Below are 18226 nucleotides of genomic sequence, written 5' to 3'. Positions count from 1 at the left end.
CACTTACCCATTATGAGGTAAGTGCTTTTTATCAGTTCTGATTTAAAACGCGAAGTGTAACTTGCTTTGTTCCGACTTTTACCGTCTCTCCGTTTTTGATAGTTTCTTTCACACTGAGACTGTGCAGCAGAAGATTTTCTTGAAGCAGCGTTTCAAACTTCGCCACGGCTTCCTTCACTTCTTCGTCTCCACTAAGCTCCAAATCAATACGTAAATTCACGGGTAAGTCCAGCTTTTTACGATAATCTTGAACCGCTCGAATTACTTCGCGAGCGACCCCTTCCTGCACAAGTTCTTCGGTTAACGCCGTATCCAACACGGCGGTATACATGCCGTTCGATGCAACCGCAAAACCTTCTTTCGGAACTTTTTCAACGAGTACGTCAGCCGTTTCAAGCGTTAAGCTTTCTCCTGAACCAAGCGTAACACTTAGCTTGCCTTGTTCAACAAACTCTTTTCCTTGACCTTCTGAAAGGTTCTTTAATGCTTGATTGACCTCATTTACTCGTTTTCCAAACTTCGGTCCAGCCTGTTTAAAATTAAGTTTTAACACGTACGAAACAAGTTTGTCGTCGTCTTGCTCCACATTAAAGTTCTTCACATTAAGCTCATCTTTGATGACATCATGGTATGCTTCCCACTCTACATCTTCTTCCGTTACCACAAGCGAAAGACTTTGCAGAGGCTGCTTTACTTTTAACGAATGCGTATTTCGGATGCTTCGGCCTAGTTCAACTACTTGCAGTACCGCTGCCATTTCTTTTTCCAGCTTTTCATTCACTTTGGTTTGATCATACACAGGATAGTCTGCCAAATGAACGCTTTTTCCTGTCAGATTTTCATGAATATCATCCGCAACAAACGGCGTAAACGGCGCTAACAGCTGACTAAGCGTGACTAACACTTCATGAAGCGTATCGTAAGCCCCTGCTTTTTCTCCGTCCATCCCTTCTGACCAAAAGCGATCGCGAGAACGTCGTACATACCAGTTGCTTAGTTCTTCAATAAATGCCGCGATTTCACGAGCGGCGCTTGTAAACCCGTAATCTTCAAGATGTACTGTTGCTCGCTTAACCGTGCTGTGCAAACGTGAAAGAATCCACTCATCCAATTTTGTTTTTTTCAATTCATACGTTTGCTCGGGATTATAGCCGTCAAGCTTAGCGTACAGCACGTAAAAGCCGTACACGTTCACGAGCGTATCGATGACTTTTGACTTCGCTTCTTGCACAACGCGCTCTGAAAATTTCTTCGGATTCCAAGGTGCACTGTCAGCTAAAAGCGCCCATCTAAGCGCATCGGCACCAAATGTATGAATAAGATCCACCGGGTCCAGCGCATTTCCTTTACTTTTAGACATCTTTTGACCGTTTTCATCTAAGACGTGGCCAAGGGACAAAACGCGCTTATACGGCGCTTTTCCTGTAAACAGCGTTGAAACTGCCATTAAGCTGTAAAACCAGCCGCGCGTTTGATCAATTCCTTCTGCGATAACGTCTGCTGGAAACTGTTTTTGAAACAGTTCGCTGTTTTCAAACGGATAGTGATACTGCGCAAACGGCATTGAGCCGCTGTCAAACCAAACGTCAATTACTTCCGGCGTTCGCTTCATTTCTCCACTGCAGACCGGACACGTTAACTGTACGTCATCTACATAAGGCTTATGCAATTCAATGCTGTCATCCACGGAATGAGACGCATGTTTCTGAAGCTCTTTGATGCTTTTTGGCGCTACTTGATGCTGACATTCCCCGCATTCCCATACGTTTAGCGGTGTTCCCCAGTAGCGTTTTCTACTGATATTCCAGTCCACCATATTTTCTAAAAAGTTGCCAAAGCGGCCGTGTTTGATATGATCCGGGTACCACGTCACGCTTTCATTGTTTTTCAAAAACTGTTCCTTTAACGCCGTCGTTTGGATAAACCAGCTTTCATTTGCGTAATAAAGAAGCGGCGAGTCGCATCTCCAGCAAAACGGATAGCTGTGCTCATGCTTTTCTTTATGATACAGCACGTCTTGATTCGCTAAATAACGCACGATATCAACGTCGCAGTCTTTTACAAAACGTCCTTGAAACGGCGGCACTTCAGATGTGTACTGTCCTTTTTCATCCACTACGTTCACAAATGAAAAGCCGTTTTCTTTTACTACTCTGTAATCATCTTCACCGTAAGCAGGTGCTAAATGAACAACGCCCGTTCCGCTTTGGTCCGTTACGTAATCAGCCGTCACCACTTCATGCCCTTTTTCAACGTTCACAAAATCAAACGGCGGCTCATACGCCATCCCTTTTAACTCATTTCCTTTATGTTGAGATAAAACGGTATACTCTCCTTTTAACACTTTGTCTGCGAGCGCTTCTGCCACTATATACACGCTGTCGCCTTGCTGGGCTCGAACGTAGTTCATCTCTTCATGCACCGCAAGCGCTACGTTTGACGGAAGCGTCCAAGGCGTTGTCGTCCAGCCTAAAAAATACTCATTATCACGGTTTTTCACTTTAAATTTCACCGTTACCGTTAAATCTTTTACATCTTTATACCCTTGCGCTACTTCATGCGAGCTCAGCGACGTCTGACAGCTCGGGCAGTAAGGTGATACGCGGTGGCCTTTATAAAGAAGTCCTTTGTCATGTATCGTGCCAAGCACGTTCCATACACTTTCAATGTACGAATTCTCCAAGGTGATGTAAGGGTCTTCCATATCAACCCAATAGCCAAGCTGCTCCGTGAACGTGCGCCACTGCTTTTCATACACAAACACGCTTTCCTTACACTTGTTGATAAAAGCTTCTACGCCGTATTTTTCAATGTCATGCTTCCCTGATATCCCGAGCTGCTTTTCAACACCGAGCTCAACCGGCAGTCCGTGCGTATCCCAGCCTGCTTTTCGAATCACTTGATGCCCTTTCATCGTCTTATAACGAGCCACCACATCTTTAATCGTCCGGCCTAGCGCATGCCCAACGTGAGGCAAACCGTTTGCTGTAGGAGGCCCTTCATAAAATACAAACGAAGGATGCCCTTCTCGATTTTGAACCGACTGCTGAAACACATTTCCTTTTTGCCACTGCTGCTGGATACGCTGTTCGCGCTCTTGCGAAGACTCCCTTACATTCACTTCTTTCATGTGATACCACTCCTTTTAAAGTTAAAAGCACACAAAGAAACCCGTCCCTATGACTAGGGACGGGTTTTAAACCGCGGTACCACCCTGGCTTCTATTGATCCGTTCATCAATAGCACTCAGCAACGTACAATCATACGCGTTCTTTTTAACGGTAGACTACCGTTCAAACTTACTTATCGTTCAGTTTGACTTCTCAGAGAGGATATTCCCCTGCAGCTTGAACACCGGCTTTCAGCTATCACCGGCTCTCTGTGGAACAAACTTGCAGCGTACTGATTCTCTTCAACGAATTTGTGTGCTTTTATTAGTAGCTATTGTATGCGTTTTGGAAGGGAATGTCAATGTTTTGAAATACTTATTGAGATCAAAAGGTTTAGATCTAGGTTATTTTGTTTCTGCACTTAACATTTGATCGATTTTATTACGCGCTGTTATCCCGTTCTTATCTTTCCATTCAGAAGTTCCACTGCTTCTTCGCTGTGTAATAAATATGGCTGCGGCTAAGACGGTACAGAAAACCTGGTCTTGTACAAATACATATCACGCATCTTTGCTTTCTAATACACGACTCGCATAAACATCGCGACGTTTACAATATAAATTATAAGACACTTTTTATAATCAAGGAAAAGTTAATATAAAAAGTAAAAATTTTTACTTATAAATTATTTTTCTTCTCTTTCCAGCGTAAAAGAATATCCTCATCTGTTTTTTGTCTTGAAGGATCCTCAGAAAAGCAAAAACTTATTGTAGTGTCATCCTTTAGTTTCTCAAATAATTCTGGTCTGAATATTGCTGCTTTTTGATTATTCTCAGGACTCCTTTGTCCTGATGTACCATCTTTTTTGGTTCCATTTCTTTTTACACCAATACAATAAATGCCCTTAGAAGAATCCGTATCCGTTTTATTCAAGTACTCTGTTATAGAACTCTTTAAATCTATCTCTTTATCAACTATTAATTGGTTTGGAATAAAAGTGGAGAACTGCTGTGTAAATTGTTGAATAACATCTCCCAAGTTTTCTTTATATTCAATTCCAAAAAATTTTCTAAATGATTTCATATCAGAGATATGTATCTTATACAAATCTGCATAGGTACAAAAATTTTCGTTCCTCCCCCTCTTTTTAATAAACTCAAGCTTTACAATTGCATACTTACTGTCTTTCTTTTCGCGTTCTGAATAAACTTTCACTAGAACAATATATTCTTGCTTTTTGTACTGAAATAGAAAAACGTCTACAGCCCAATTTCGTTTTTTTAATTCATCTCTTATAATTTTCAAATTTTCTAAAGGTGCCTTTTGTTTATTCAAAATATTCCTCCTATCCCTTTTCTTAATTTCCGAAAAATATTTTTTATAATTATAAAAAAGAATTTTACAGAGTATATCAAAAAAATGGAATTTTATGAAGTCTAAACTTATTTTAAGATAAGTAAAAAGTTAAGACAAAACTAAAAGACATAAGCCTCTCCTAATACTAAACTCACATCCTATAAGCTTCCTGAAGAACTGATAGAAGAAATATTCATACCAACTCAACACATAAAATAAACATATACAGAATAATACCTCTGATAAAATTCGAAAGGAGAAATCACCTTTGACAAAATATAGAATTATGACCTTTGATGGAGGCGGTACTTTAGGTGCTTTAAGTTTACAGCTTTTGAATAGATTGACTTATCAAAACCTGAAGTTAATTAGTGAAACCGATGTTTTTTCAGGAAATTCAATTGGTTCATTTACTGCTCTTTCACTAGCAAGCGGAAGATCACCAGAGGAGACATTTCAGTTTTTCAAAGATCAAATCTTACCAGCGTTCAGCGTTTCCCGACCGGGCGGACCTGTCTTTAACCAGCAACTACCCTATTCTGGTTTTATTAAAGCCATACGAACATTTTTCCCCCGAGACCTTCGCCTTAAAGACTTAAAGAAACGAATTGTTGTGCCTGCCTTTCACTTGTTTGCACCAGAGCTGAATCGTTGGAATCCTGTGTTATTTCACAACTTTCCAGGTTCTCCTTATCTTAATGAAAAAGCGAGTGACGTAATCCTCCGGAGCAGCGGTGCTCCCGCGACGCAAAGAGCTTATCAAAACTACGTGGATGGGTATACGGTAGCAACTAATACCAGTACAGCTAGTATCGCGTTTGCAGTAGGGAAAGCAAAACAGCCGTTGGATCAAATTGCCGTATTATCCATCGGAACAGGTGAGCAGCCAACTCAATTAAGAAGAGATACAAAAGGATGGGGAATGGTGAGCGCCGATAACATACGACCTGAAGACATGGAAGACCTTCCGCCAAATTGGGGAGTACTTTTAGACCGGTCTCCAAATGAGCCATTGCTGCCGTTTCTTCAGATTATCTCTGGTGGATCAAGCTACTATGAATCGATGGTCAGCTCTGAGCTTTTAGGCGATCAGTTTTTCCGGTTAAATCCGCGGATTCCTAATTTCTCTAAAACGGATCCTTCGGTGGTGCCCGCTCTTATTTCAATTGCTAATAAAACGAATTTACGGCCTACGTTTCAATTTATAGAGAGAAACTGGAATTACTATGATCGTACTTTAAATTAATTTCTTGTTTCTATTGAAAGTATTTAAAATTTCATATAACAAGATATCCACGCTGGCAGCGTAGCAGTCACTTAAACCACTTCCCTCCCCAACCACAACAACCGCTAGCTCCCAAAAAGGAACTAGCGGTTATTCATAATCTCTCAGAAACCACTCACTCTTCCACCGGCTTCTGTTCATCTGTTAATGTATCAATTTTAGTAATTTGAAGTTTGTCTTTACCTGCAGCTTTCACATGATAAATTCGTTCTTTTTTAAACTGCGTGCTTGCGTCATACGAGTCGGTGAACGTGTATACTTCGTTTGTATAAATGTCGTAGGTTCCGTCGTCATGTGATTCTGTTTTTGTCACGAGAAACTGATCGTTAGCAAACGATACGTTTTTTCCGGCGAGTGATGTGATATAGCTTTTTAGCTGTTTATAAACTGGCTGACCCGAGTCAATATAAGGCGCCATCGAACTAAAATCTCCGCTGTTTAAACTTGAAAAGTAAGCGGCTTTATAGGAGATAAAAAAGTTTTCAAGATCCGTTTTGCTTACGTCAGCTGGCTTAGGTTCTTCATTTTTTAACGGCTTGGTGTTGGTCGTGGCTTTTATGTCTGCGCTTGTTTCTGCCGTTTGATTGTCACGATTCATGTATACAATCGTCAGTAATAAGACAAGGACGATAGCGCCTCCTATTAAAACAGGAAAAGTACGTCGTGATGCTTGCTGTTTTTTCAGCACGGGAAAGTCTGCGTAGGCTGGCAGTGTAACAGGTTTTATATCTACCTTTAACCGAGCTAATGGCTTTGGCATCTCCGTTCTTTTTATACTGTTAAGCGGCTGAAGTGCTAAAAATTCTTCGTATGTAACAATAAACTCGTTTACTGCTATTCCTTTATACATGCCGTAAATTCGATTCCACAGTTCCCGACACCTAGTATCCTTTATATCTTCACTCAGTTCGTTAAAAAATGGTCGTGATTTTTTAATAAAAGCCGCTAACCACGTTTGATGAACGTCAACTTCGTGGACTCCATTTAGGTCCGTAAGTGATTGCTTTAACTTGGCGTGTTCACTTGCATCGTTTTGGCTAACGACTTCCATACTGCGTTGCGTTTCTTGCAGCACAGTAGAAAGACTCTTACTCATTTTTTCTTGTAGCGCATCAAACTGACTGCGGATATCAGGCCAGTGAAGTTCGAGTAATTGTTTTTGTGCAGTAGTGGCTTTTCGGATAATTTCATTTAGCTCATGCTGCTTTGTGCGAAAGGCGGTCGCTTTTTGTTTGGTCACCAATTTATTTTTGCTTAGCTGATGCCATTCTTGCTTTAAGCTTTTGTCTTCTTCAAGTACTGTGGCTATCGTTTGTTTTACATGTTCGTGCTTGTTTTGAAAGTCAATGAATGCTGGCAAATAAGCATTCCAGCTTTCCTTGATTTCTTTTAGCAATGACGTGTTAGCATGTTTTTCTGTTAGTTGAAAAAAGTCATTCCTAAATGCCACCATATCCGCTTCGGAAGAAAGTTCTTTTCCGAAAAGCTCTGTCACATTCTTATGTATGCTTGTTAACTGTTGGATCTGTTTCATATTGCTTTGACGCTTTTTTATGTACTCCGGATAATCGCTTGAAAGAAATGTCATCATTGTATATTCAATGTTGTTCATATTAGACTCTGTACGTTCTTTTTCTAGTTCTTCATACACTTTCTGCAGATGACGTTCTACTATTGAGAGAAACTTTTCTTTGTCCATCCCGTCTACTTCTTCTTTTAGCATGTTTAAAGATTCCGTTTCCCCGATAAGAGATGTTTTTTCTTTATATAGCTGTATCCACCTTTCTAGTAAATGTGCTGCTGATTCATTCCAGTGGCTTGTATTCATCGTTTGCTTCACCTGTTGTTTTTATTTTTATCCTTTTTTAACTATACAGGAATTTAACAGAAATTCTATTACAGTTTTATTACTCTTGAAAGATAAGGTTCAAGCTTTCTAGAGCTGCTGCTAACGTTTGTTTATCTCCTTGATCGTAGCTATGTGCCCCAAGCACTACGGTTGTAAATACGGCTTTCCATTTTGCCAGTCTGTGCGTTTCTTCATCTACTTCTCCGTATTCTTTGAAAAAACGTGCTCTTCCTTTAGGAGGTAAAAAGCTGTAGGCAATCGCTAGGTCAACTGCCGGATGACCAATATGAACGTCTCCCCAGTCAATAATGCCTGAAACCATATTGGTTTGATCAACAATCATGTTTTTAATATGAAGATCTCCGTGAACTAGTACATGTTTTTCTTGATAGTGAATTTCTTGTATGTCATTTACATAGTCTTCAAGAACCCCTTGGTTAGAATAAAGGTTACGCTCTTTCATTTGCTTAACATATTTCTCTAGCGCAGGCTTTCGCTTCATCATATCAAGCCGATTTAGCTCATCAAACGGCACGCCGAGCTCTTGGGCTTTTAAATAAGGATAGTGATGCAGCGTACGAAGAAACCTTGCTAGTATAGAAGCAGATTGCGTACGTTCCTCTTCTGTTAATCGCGCAGGCGGATTTCCTTGAACGTAGTGATAGCCCGTAAAAGGCCAAGGATATGCTGCATTCGGCTTACCGAAAAAAATGGGTTCGGCAATGGATAGCGGCAGCTGAGAAGCAAGACTTGGTAAAAGCTGATTTTCTGTTTTTAATAGTCCTACTGCGAGTTCTCTTCTGGGAAACCGAAACACAAAGCGGTCGTTTACTTGATAAACCGTATTGTCAAAGCCGTAGCCAAGCAGTGAAATTTTAGCGGGCGCAAGTTCTGGAAACTGCGTCTCGATTAGCGTTTTGGCAAGCGGTGCTGATACAATTTGTTCTGCATCCCATGCATTGGGCACTGTGATCACCTTTCTTTAACGTGAAGTTTGTATGTAAAGTATACTATAAATAATTTTGACCATAAAAACCCTCTGACGCAAAGCCAGAGGGTTTCAGTGAATATATGTCACGCCATCTTTTTACATAAATAAGATAGAGGCCTTAGAACGGTACAACCAGCCTCTGAGTTAGTAGCCTCCATGTACGTTTACTACTTAATACGTACACCAAAATACCTCATTGACTGTTTCTTCAACGTGCTCCACCTTAATAAAGTTCAATAAAAGGTCAGTTCGGTCATTTCCTGTATACTCATTTTTGTCAACATTATAAAATTGAATAAGCTCGAGCTTGTACATACCATTTTTAATATCAATTCTATACTTAGAACAGTTTTCATCAGGCACTAACTGATCTTCAAACTGGGCGGCCATCGTAAGGCAGTCATAATCTACGAGATAAAGCTGATGATTGGTTACATTTATATAACCTGTTGCTTTCCTAAAGTATGTATCTATATCCGACTCTGTTCCAATCTTCACTTCCACGTTCCAAGAGCGTTCAATTCCTTCTTCCGTCATTTGACATACTAGGACATTTCCTTTTTTCATTTCACTGCCGAAGTGGTTCAAAAGCTGATCTAGCTCCCAATCCTCATCGACAAACGAGTGATATTCTTTTGCGTTGGCTACTCCAATAAAATTAGTATCGCCAAAATTCATACAAAACTTCACTTTATCTCCTCCGAACTTTAAAGTAATTTTTATGATCCGTTAACATATATCCGCAAACTTCTTACAAGCTTTCTCTAACTCTTCTTTTTTAGCAAGCTGAAAAATCCACTCTTCAGGAATGCCATCCAGCCCATAATATACTCCTGCCACAGTACCCGTAATAAAGCCTATTGTGTCTGTGTCTTCTCCTAAATTCACAGCGGTAAGTACAGCTTCTTCGTAGTCGTCACTTTGAAGAAAAGACCAAAGCGATGCTTCTAGCGAGCTGACGACATATCCGGTTGACCCGATTGCATTTCTCGCTGCGTGCGGCAAGCTTAGGTTTAACACTCGTTCGTACGCAGAAAACTCTGCTTCATACTCCGTACCTGTTAAATGCTTTTGGCAGAGGTTTACCGCGTTTTCATATGCTTCAAAGGGCTCGTCGCCGTGAAGGAGACGAATAAGCAGCTCCACATATATAATACAGCCAAGCGTAGAGCGCAAGTGGCGGTGCGTGACGTGCGCAATTCTTTCTATTTCTTCTTTTCTTTTTGTAAAGCTAGGTTCATCACATAGTGTAAACGCAAGCGGAGCAATACGCATAAGCGCTCCGTTTCCGTTATCGTATTCAGCGCTTCCTCCCCACTCTTCTTTAGGAAGTCCGCTTTTATAGCGGCGAATCGCTTCGCTTGTTGCGATGCCAATATCAAACATTTCTCCGTACGGCGTCCAGTAGCCATCCGACCAATAGTTCGCAAACTTTTGCATTAAATCATACTCATCTTGTTTGTCTATTAAATTATCAATTAAGCACATCGTCAGAGATGTATCATCTGACCACGTTCCTTTAGGCTGGTTGTATGTACCGTAGCCGGTCATAGTCGTAATTTGAAATGAATCGCGTTTTTTAAACTCAACTGGAACACCTAAAGCGTCTCCGACAGCTCCTCCTAGAATCGTAGAAAGGACTTTTTTATGTAGCGTCATGTGATCAACTCCTTTCTATTATTGTAATTGTTTGATTTTGAAATTTGCAAGAGACACCCTGCCTAGACGCTTTTTCTTCTTTATAAAAAGGAATTTACCAGCGTTCATCTAATTTAAATAAGAGGTAAAAAAACATGTGAGGTGCGGTAGATGATTCATTTTTTTGAATATAATTGGCAAGTGAGAGATGAATGGTTTAGCTGGTGTTATCAACTTTCAAGAGAAGAACTGTTGAAGAAGCGGACTGGAGGAATGAGTAGCATTTCACAAACTTTTTTTCATATTATTGATGTGGAATACAGCTGGATACGTGCCATCCAAGGTAAACAAGATATCGTTCTTTCTTTTGAAGAACACGATACGCTTGAAAAGCTTCAAGCGCTCTCTTCTGCACATAGACCTGAAATTGCCGACTTTCTAAGTCATTTGAATTTTTCCAACAAAAGGTACGTAACAGTCCCTTGGGATTCTACTTCTTACACAGAAGCTGACATCTTGCATCACATCATCATTCATGAAATCCATCACATCGGCCAGCTTTCTATTTGGGCAAGAGAAGTGAATAAACAGCCTATTTCTTCTCACTATGTAGGAAGAAACATAAAAGACATTCCTTCGTACTTCTCTAAAAACAATTGACCAACAAGAACAAACGTTCTATAGTAAATATATGGAGGTGAAAACGATGAGACCTGAACTTACAAAAGACTTACCTATCAACGAATTTACGGACTTTTACTGGCTTAAAACCGAGCTGCAGCAATTTTGCCGAGAAAATAACATGAGCCCGTTTGGATTTAAAATGGAACTTTCAAAAAGAATTGAAGTGTTTTTAGCAACCGGTGACACTCAACAATCAAAAGCACCGTCTAAAAGACGCTCGTCCTCTAAAACGCAAGCACCGCTAACATTAGATACCGTTATCATGGAAAATCACCGCTGCAGTCAAGAAGTACGGGCTTTTTTTAAAGAAGCCATTCATCCTACGTTTCATTTTTCCACCTATATTCAAAACTACTTTAAAGAAAATGTAGGGAAAACCTATCGAGATGTGGTAAAAGCGTGGTATGAAGAAGAAGAACGAAAAAAGCAGCCTTCCTATCAAAAAGAAATTGCGCCTCAGTTTGAGTACAACCGCTTTATTCGCGATTTTTTTAACGATCCGAAAAACAAAGGAAAAAGCCGCGATGATGCGATTGCAGCGTGGAAGCATTTAAAACTTCAGCCTGGAAGCAATCAATACCGCTCTTAAATCAAACTCTACATAATAAAGACCATTAAAACACCACCTCAAGAAAAGGTGGTGTTTGTGCACACCTGTAGATTTCTTCACATACACAGGTGCTGTTTGTTACGGCGTAAAATCTTTAACTATAAACAGACTCTTTTTTAATTAAACCAAGCGTCTGTGAAGTAGACGCATGAATTTCGTTAAAGAAGTCTGGATGATCAACTAACGACATGCCATAGGAAGGAATCATTTCTTTTATTTTTGGCTCCCACTTGTTCATGTTTTCTGGGAAGCATTTTTCCAATACTTCAAGCATAACGTGAACGGCTGTTGACGCACCTGGAGAAGCGCCAAGAAGTGCAGCAACAGAACCATCAGCGGCACTTACAACTTCTGTACCAAACTGAAGCGTTCCTTTCCCTCCGGCTTCCGTATCTTTGATTACCTGCACACGCTGGCCTGCTACGACGATATCCCAGTCTTCGCTTTTCGCGTTCGGGATAAATTCACGCAATTCTTCTACACGTTTTTCATTTGATAACAGCACTTGCTGAATTAAATATTTTGTTAACGCCATTTCTTTGACGCCTGCTGCTAGCATGGTTAAAATATTATTCGGCTTTACAGAACTGATTAAATCCAAGTTTGAACCTGTTTTTAAGAACTTTGGTGAAAAGCCGGCAAACGGACCAAACAACAGCGTCTTTTTATTATCGATATAGCGTGTATCAAGGTGCGGAACCGACATTGGCGGAGCTCCGACTTTGGCTTTTCCATATACTTTCCCGTGATGCTGCGCAATGACTTCAGGGTTATTGCATACCATAAATAATCCGCTTACCGGGAATCCTCCAATATGCTTGGATTCAGGAATACCTGTTTTTTGAAGTAAAGGCAAGCTTCCGCCTCCACCTCCGATAAAGATAAACTTTGCCGTGTGGTACTCAACTTTGCCGCTGTCTACATCTGCGACTTTTACTTCCCACATACCGTCACTTTTACGTTTAATATCTTTTACACTTCGTTTGTAATGAACGTGAACCCCTTTATTCTTCAGGTGGTCAAACAACATGCGTGTTAAAGCACCGAAGTTTACGTCTGTTCCCGAATCAATTTTAGTTGCGGCAATCGGTTCATTTGACGTGCGCCCCTTCATGATTAGCGGAATCCATTCTTTTAGTTTGTCAGGACTGTCGGAATACTCCATTCCTTGAAACAACGGATTGTTTGACAGCGCTTCAAAACGCTTTTTCAGAAACGATACATTTTTTTCCCCTTGTACCAAACTCATATGCGGAATTGGCATGATAAAATCTTGCGGATTGCGAATCAACTTGCTGCTTACAAGATAAGACCAAAACTGTCTTGACAGCTGAAACTGCTCGTTAATTCGGATCGCTTTCGTTATATCTATAGATCCATCAGCTTTTTCTGATGTATAGTTTAGTTCGCACAGCGCAGAATGGCCCGTCCCTGCATTATTCCATTCGTTCGAGCTTTCTTCCCCTGCGTCTGCGAGTTTTTCAAATACTTTAATGTCCCATTCAGGTGCTAACTCTTTGAGTAATGACCCCAAAGTTGCGCTCATGACTCCGGCACCAATTAAGATAACGTCTGTTTTTTTCTGTACGTTGCTCATTATAACCTTCCTCATCCCCTATATTTGTAAAAAGATGTAGGCGCTCCTGCTTACGTAGTAAAAAAATTCAGGTGCGACCTAAGAACACACCTTTTTCTGTCTCACTTATAACTATATCACAGTATAATTGTCTGATGATTATAAACTATTCAAAAATGATAAAAAAGTGAGAAAATCGCCCACAAATTCTAAAAAACTTATTAAATTCCGTCTGCATTTTCTTTTATTAGTAAACTTTTATACCTACTTCTAAGTGGCAAAGCATTGATTAATAAAATAACAAACTATTCCAAAAATTCAGATCAAAAACCAAAATAATTTTCTTGAAAATTTCACCTACTATAACTATACTCATTCGAAAGAACAAACAGCACTATAATTAGAAATGCCTTCATTCTTTTTGACTAGTTATACGTAGATGTATTCATATATGTATAGAGCACCGGCTCGTCCAGGTGCATATTTAGAGAAATAAGTATATATTATAACAGCTGATTTTCAGCTCGTATTGTAAGTTACAATATCTATGTCATATAACATACCATGAAATAAGTGAATAAGTAAATGATTATTCAGAAATTTATGTTATAAAACCTAACATGTATGTTGACTTTTATATAGGAATACTTGTTGATAATGAGCAGCACTTTACATGTTTCTCTCATTTCAAAGTTGTTTAGTTAAATCGTTCATGCGTCGTGGTTATTAGTAGCTTCCACCAAAATAAGCCACGCTTAGCACGTGACTTGTTTTGGTTCTTATTGAGCCGGTTGAATATCCTCTTGTGTAAACGTCCAAATACCACGATCTTTACTAAAACCGCTAAATTCAAACTTAAAATCGCCTTCTTTTGATATATCAAACGTTGCAATACCGCTTTGTTTTTCTCCTGGTGAAATATTTCCGTTCAAATGATTCTCTGTTGCACCAGAAACAACTGTAGCAAAGTATTGAGTGTCTCCTTTTTGAATATTAAAATGAAGTAGCTCACTTATTTTATGATTTTTCTTTCCTTTATTCTCAATCGTAATATTCATTTTGATAAACTGTCCATTTTTGTTTTTAGATAACTCATCATCCGGTACGACTTGTGGAGAGTCTACTGTAATCGCAAGATCATCAACATTAGCAGTTTCACCTAATTTTTTGGTAACCGTATTGTAGAATTTATCCGTTTTTTCTTTATCAAACTTCGCATCAACATTTAGCTCTTTATCGTCTGATTTCTTTTCTGATTCTCCGCTCGAACAAGCCGCAAGCCCTAATACTAGGAAACATGTACTTGCTTCTATTAACCATTTTTTCTTACTCATTACGGGTTCTTTCTTCTTTCAATTAGTATTTTATTAGTATTTTATGTATAAAGAGTTAAATCTACGTAACTCTTAATCCAAAAATAGGATATACCAAATACTGACAATCTCTCAAAAGTAAATATATCACAACTGTTCTATATATTAAATAAGGACCTGTATTGTGCTACTGTGTTAATAAATATTATGATTCTTTCCTTAAATTCAATACCTTCAGAATGCTCTGGAAGATCATATCCCATCATATGATTTTACCACGGCTCTCTATTAGACAAACACTCTAGTACATTAAGTCGATCACTCTTCATCAAAGAAAAAAAGTCTTGAATGACTGGCTGTTTGTCTATTAACATGAAAAACCTCCTAATAGCCTAGTAATATACTATATCCCCTAAGACCGTACTTCTTTTTCTATTCTATCATTGCACATCATACTCCATGATGGTACAACCATCATGGAGTATGCACTTTTTAATAGTCTACTCTTTTTCTTTCGACTGCAAATACACTTTATTTTCTACTCACCCACATATATATTTGTTATCTTTGACTACAAACCACATTTTTTGGCGTTCTCATGTGTAAATTATAGTTTTAGCATTTATAAAGTCACTGTAATCCATTTCGTATATTTGCTTAATCTCTTAAATTATTAATTACAACATATAAAATTTGGTAACTAAGGATTCTTCAATCCATTAATAAAACCCTTAAAGCTATCAGCTATTTTATACGTATTTTCTTCTTCACTAGACTGCGGAAAATAAAAAGAGTGATCCCAATAATATACACCATGGTTTTCAGTATCTGTAATAAGTACAATTAATCCTGAACCTGGATCATCTCCTATTATTAAACTATTCGGTAACATATCTTCTTCAAACTCTTCATAGCATTCACTTAAATCAAAAGTTCTTTTTACACCTATACCATACAAGACATCTAAAGGGATTTCCTGATTTAATTCTTTAACAAAAAATTTACTATACCTAACTTTCGAAGTCCCCCCGTTATATTCACTTAAAAATTTTTTATAATCTTCCGGAAGTAAAAATCCTAAAAACTCTTCTAATTCTTCAATCGATTCTTCAGTTGCTTTACCAAAAGCATTTAAATTCATTTATTTCACTCCCATTTAATCTTTTAACTTCTTAGCTAATGCCATTCCACCCATATGTCGAAATCTTCTGTGCATCTCTTTATTAACTTCTTGCATTGTTGTTAAATCTTGATGATGGTGCCACGTGTTTTCATCTAATTTCGGTCCATTTGGAGCTAATTCATCAGCCTTAGCAAAATCAATGTCATATCTATTAAATTCACCTATCGGAACTTCTTGTCTTACCAACCCAGCAGATTTAAAGTCCGGAAAACCTCCAGGATAAGAAACTTGATTTGGAGGAATATCCCAATCAATATAAGTCCATATTCCTTCCTCGCCAATTTCGATTTTCCCACCTTTTTTCTGCCATTTTTCAGGCTATCTTACCATTGACAATTTATCAAGATTTTTGGACTACTTCATTTGTTATTTTCACGCCACTAAAAGGCCTTTTTACACAATTTTTTTGTTAAAACGCATTCATTCTTTCTATTTCCAAATATTTAAACATGCGCTAGTATATACATAATATAAAGAGGAGGTTGAGTATGAGAGAAAAGCTCGTAAGACTCGGTTATTTACTGGGGTTGGCTCTTGTTTTGTCCGGCATTTTATATTTCTTTGCATCGAACTGGCAAGGCTTTGACCGCTATACTAAAATTGCGCTGAGCGTGGGGCTGATGCTGCTGTTTTACGGAAGTGCATTTGCGGTGCGAAAGCTGCTTCCTCAGCAGGCGTTTTTAAGTCACTGGACGCTTTTGGTCGGCGCTCTTTCATTTGGATTAAGCATCGCGCTTCTTTCTCAAATTTACAACACGCACACTGAATCGTACTGGCTGTTTTTAATTTGGCTTGTGCCGGTTATTTTGTTTAGCTTTTTTACAAAGTATCAGCCATTTTACGTGTTATCGTTTGTTTTATTTCAATTCACCATGGCTTTTTTCATTTCACCAACAGGCACAGTTTCACAGCGAGGTGAACACGAGACGCTTCTACTTTACGCAGGAATGGCGTTTGTGAACTTACTCATCTTTTGGATCATAAAAAAGAAACACCTCTCGTCTCCTGTGATCATGTATGCGGCGTTTTGTTTGTTTCACTACATTTTTTTAACTGTTTCCCTGCCGGATTTCACAGGCAGCTCTAGCTTACGGATTGGTCTTATTATTTTTTATTTGCTGTTTTTACTAAGCTCCTTTTTTTATTTTTCAAAAGTGGAGCCGCAAAGGTCGTTTTTAGGAATTTCCATTGTGGCATTTGCTTTATTTGTTATTGAACAATTTTTCTCTTTTATTTTTAAACACTACGCTGAATGGTCACTGTTCTTAGCTTTAGGATTTGTGATTTTATTTATTGGTGCAAGCGTATGGTTTGTCAAATGGCTCACTGCCAACACTTCAGCACAAAAAACCTCGCTCCGCGTAATCAAACGAATAGCGGTAATTGGAATTACGGCCATTGCATCGGTGATCGGCAGCAGCTCTTTAGGAGGACTCATCACACTTATTACAGGAACGTACCCAACAAACGGAATGCTTGTGATTGGCGTTTTGCTGATTGTCGCATGTTATTTGATTAAAGCAGATATTCCAACAGTAAAATATACGCTTTTAATGATGGGCGTATTAATTAGCGGCGGCGCTTCTTTTTTTGTGAACGACATTCTGTTTTTTATCTACGTCATCGCACTTGTAGCGCTTTTAGTATTCACGAAGCATACCCCCGTTCGCCTGTTGTTTTTTGTGCTAGTGCAAGGGCTTCTGTTAATAAAGGTTCCGACTACTTACTATGACACTATCAAAATAGATTATGTGCTGCTCGCTTTGTTTCTATTAAATGCCGCTGTGTACGCGATAAACGTACACCACGCGTTTAAAAAAGCAGCGCTGCTTCTTGCTTTTATCTTTTTACTGTCGCTGACTGAATTAAGCGAACCTTCTTTTTTAAATATCATTTACTGCACGGTGTTTTTTGTGATTTCGACTGTCTTTTTATTTGTGACGGTACGAAAAGAGCCAAAATATGATTTTATTGTCGGCATGATTTTCTGGTTTGTTTTTTTAGCAATGAAATATTACGACTTTGTGTGGAATTTATTTAATAAATCACTTGTTCTTGTTATTTTAGGTCTTATCTTTCTTTTCCTAAGCAGAAAATGGGATCTGTCAACGCCTGATCAGCCGCAGCCTTCGTTTCTTGACCGCAGCCGAACCGCTGTATGGATCATCATTCTTGTTCAGCTCATTATTCTTGGCGGCATTTTCACCAAAAACGAAGTGCTTCTTCAAAACGGAAAAGAAATTAAGCTCGCTTTACAGCCGATCGATCCGCGCTCGCTGCTGCAAGGCGATTACGTTGAGCTGAATTACGATATTGCGCACGTTACATTACCTCATGTAAAAGACGGTGAAAAAGTGAAGCTCGTTCTTCGCCCGAACAAACAAGGCGTGTATGAATACGCAAAAGTCTACCAAGCGGATGATGACTGGAATAAGCCGTATACTTCTAAAAAGAAAGACGTTGTCATTACGGGGACGTATCACGAATGGGGAATTCAGTACGGAATTGAGCATTACTTTATTCCAGAAGGAACCGGCAGCAAAGTGGAAAGCGAAGCTCGTTTTGCTACTGTACGAGTTGGAAAAAACGGAGATGCGATCGTTACAAAAGTAGGCAAATAAAAAAACAGCT

At 39.0% G+C, this 18226-nt stretch carries 14 protein-coding genes and 1 other annotated feature; of the genes, 4 read left to right on the top strand and 10 right to left on the bottom strand.

Features of this window, described 5'->3' with window-relative positions; translation table 11 throughout:
* Positions 1-31: 31 nt before the first annotated feature.
* The gene (gene ileS, locus ACFX4N_RS00765) at positions 32-3130 is read right to left on the bottom strand and encodes an isoleucine--tRNA ligase (protein ID WP_274589377.1); all 3099 of its coding nucleotides are present in this window, start codon (positions 3128-3130) and stop codon (positions 32-34) included.
* 52 nt (positions 3131-3182) lie between these two features.
* Positions 3183-3425: a binding site (T-box leader), on the bottom strand.
* A gap of 363 nt (positions 3426-3788) precedes the next feature.
* Positions 3789-4445, bottom strand: coding sequence for a DUF6037 family protein (locus tag ACFX4N_RS00760; protein WP_057273346.1), 657 nt, complete (start codon positions 4443-4445; stop codon positions 3789-3791).
* Positions 4446-4734: 289 nt separating this feature from the next.
* Here ACFX4N_RS00760 and ACFX4N_RS00755 point away from each other — a divergent pair, with 289 nt between their 5' ends.
* Positions 4735-5712 (top strand): patatin-like phospholipase family protein, encoded by a 978-nt coding sequence (locus ACFX4N_RS00755; RefSeq protein ID WP_057273347.1) that lies wholly within the window; start codon positions 4735-4737, stop codon positions 5710-5712.
* 154 nt (positions 5713-5866) lie between these two features.
* On the opposite strand, the gene ACFX4N_RS00750 is transcribed toward ACFX4N_RS00755, so the two are convergent.
* The 4 genes from ACFX4N_RS00750 to ACFX4N_RS00735 form a co-directional block, all read right to left on the bottom strand.
* Positions 5867-7579: a TcaA NTF2-like domain-containing protein gene (locus ACFX4N_RS00750; protein ID WP_192100353.1), complete on the bottom strand. Its 1713-nt coding sequence runs from the start codon at positions 7577-7579 to the stop codon at positions 5867-5869.
* A 79-nt stretch (positions 7580-7658) separates the two neighbouring features.
* Entirely contained in the window at positions 7659-8567 is a 909-nt protein-coding gene (locus tag ACFX4N_RS00745) for a phosphotransferase (protein WP_097812550.1), read from the bottom strand.
* A gap of 195 nt (positions 8568-8762) precedes the next feature.
* Positions 8763-9269, bottom strand: coding sequence for a hypothetical protein (locus tag ACFX4N_RS00740; protein ID WP_155660459.1), 507 nt, complete (start codon positions 9267-9269; stop codon positions 8763-8765).
* A gap of 51 nt (positions 9270-9320) precedes the next feature.
* Positions 9321-10250, bottom strand: a complete 930-nt coding sequence (locus ACFX4N_RS00735; RefSeq protein WP_192100352.1) for an ADP-ribosylglycohydrolase family protein — start codon at positions 10248-10250, stop codon at positions 9321-9323.
* A 150-nt stretch (positions 10251-10400) separates the two neighbouring features.
* Here ACFX4N_RS00735 and ACFX4N_RS00730 point away from each other — a divergent pair, with 150 nt between their 5' ends.
* Entirely contained in the window at positions 10401-10889 is a 489-nt protein-coding gene (locus ACFX4N_RS00730) for a DinB family protein (protein WP_098325957.1), read from the top strand.
* 46 nt (positions 10890-10935) lie between these two features.
* Positions 10936-11502, top strand: a complete 567-nt coding sequence (locus ACFX4N_RS00725) for a DUF6434 domain-containing protein (RefSeq protein WP_192100351.1) — start codon at positions 10936-10938, stop codon at positions 11500-11502.
* A gap of 115 nt (positions 11503-11617) precedes the next feature.
* On the opposite strand, the gene ACFX4N_RS00720 is transcribed toward ACFX4N_RS00725, so the two are convergent.
* The 4 genes from ACFX4N_RS00720 to ACFX4N_RS00705 form a co-directional block, all read right to left on the bottom strand.
* The gene (locus tag ACFX4N_RS00720) at positions 11618-13120 is read right to left on the bottom strand and encodes a malate:quinone oxidoreductase (RefSeq protein ID WP_013083523.1); all 1503 of its coding nucleotides are present in this window, start codon (positions 13118-13120) and stop codon (positions 11618-11620) included.
* Positions 13121-13878: 758 nt separating this feature from the next.
* Entirely contained in the window at positions 13879-14433 is a 555-nt protein-coding gene (locus ACFX4N_RS00715) for a DUF4352 domain-containing protein (protein ID WP_013057445.1), read from the bottom strand.
* 679 nt (positions 14434-15112) lie between these two features.
* Positions 15113-15553, bottom strand: coding sequence for an SMI1/KNR4 family protein (locus ACFX4N_RS00710; RefSeq protein WP_013057446.1), 441 nt, complete (start codon positions 15551-15553; stop codon positions 15113-15115).
* 15 nt (positions 15554-15568) lie between these two features.
* Complete coding sequence (locus ACFX4N_RS00705) at positions 15569-15838, bottom strand: HNH endonuclease (RefSeq protein ID WP_080518341.1); 270 nt, start codon at positions 15836-15838, stop codon at positions 15569-15571.
* Between the two features lie 245 nt (positions 15839-16083).
* On the opposite strand from ACFX4N_RS00705, the gene ACFX4N_RS00700 reads away from it, so the two are divergent.
* Positions 16084-18216, top strand: coding sequence for a GDYXXLXY domain-containing protein (locus tag ACFX4N_RS00700; protein WP_377260662.1), 2133 nt, complete (start codon positions 16084-16086; stop codon positions 18214-18216).
* Positions 18217-18226 lie beyond the last annotated feature (10 nt).

Origin of the sequence: Priestia sp. YIM B13551 (assembly GCF_042787905.1) — a bacterium.
GTDB lineage: Bacteria > Bacillota > Bacilli > Bacillales > Bacillaceae_H > Priestia.
This window is presented reverse-complemented; position numbering and strand designations above follow the sequence as displayed.

Coding starts and splice junctions, on each gene's coding strand:
- ACFX4N_RS00740 (WP_155660459.1), bottom strand. CDS start 9,269: ATGAATTTTGGCGATACTAATTTTATTGGAGTAGCCAACGCAAAAGAA.
- ACFX4N_RS00700 (WP_377260662.1), top strand. CDS start 16,084: ATGAGAGAAAAGCTCGTAAGACTCGGTTATTTACTGGGGTTGGCTCTT.
- ACFX4N_RS00715 (WP_013057445.1), bottom strand. CDS start 14,433: ATGAGTAAGAAAAAATGGTTAATAGAAGCAAGTACATGTTTCCTAGTA.
- ACFX4N_RS00730 (WP_098325957.1), top strand. CDS start 10,401: ATGATTCATTTTTTTGAATATAATTGGCAAGTGAGAGATGAATGGTTT.
- ACFX4N_RS00710 (WP_013057446.1), bottom strand. CDS start 15,553: ATGAATTTAAATGCTTTTGGTAAAGCAACTGAAGAATCGATTGAAGAA.
- ACFX4N_RS00750 (WP_192100353.1), bottom strand. CDS start 7,579: ATGAATACAAGCCACTGGAATGAATCAGCAGCACATTTACTAGAAAGG.
- ileS (WP_274589377.1), bottom strand. CDS start 3,130: ATGAAAGAAGTGAATGTAAGGGAGTCTTCGCAAGAGCGCGAACAGCGT.
- ACFX4N_RS00735 (WP_192100352.1), bottom strand. CDS start 10,250: ATGACGCTACATAAAAAAGTCCTTTCTACGATTCTAGGAGGAGCTGTC.
- ACFX4N_RS00725 (WP_192100351.1), top strand. CDS start 10,936: ATGAGACCTGAACTTACAAAAGACTTACCTATCAACGAATTTACGGAC.
- ACFX4N_RS00720 (WP_013083523.1), bottom strand. CDS start 13,120: ATGAGCAACGTACAGAAAAAAACAGACGTTATCTTAATTGGTGCCGGA.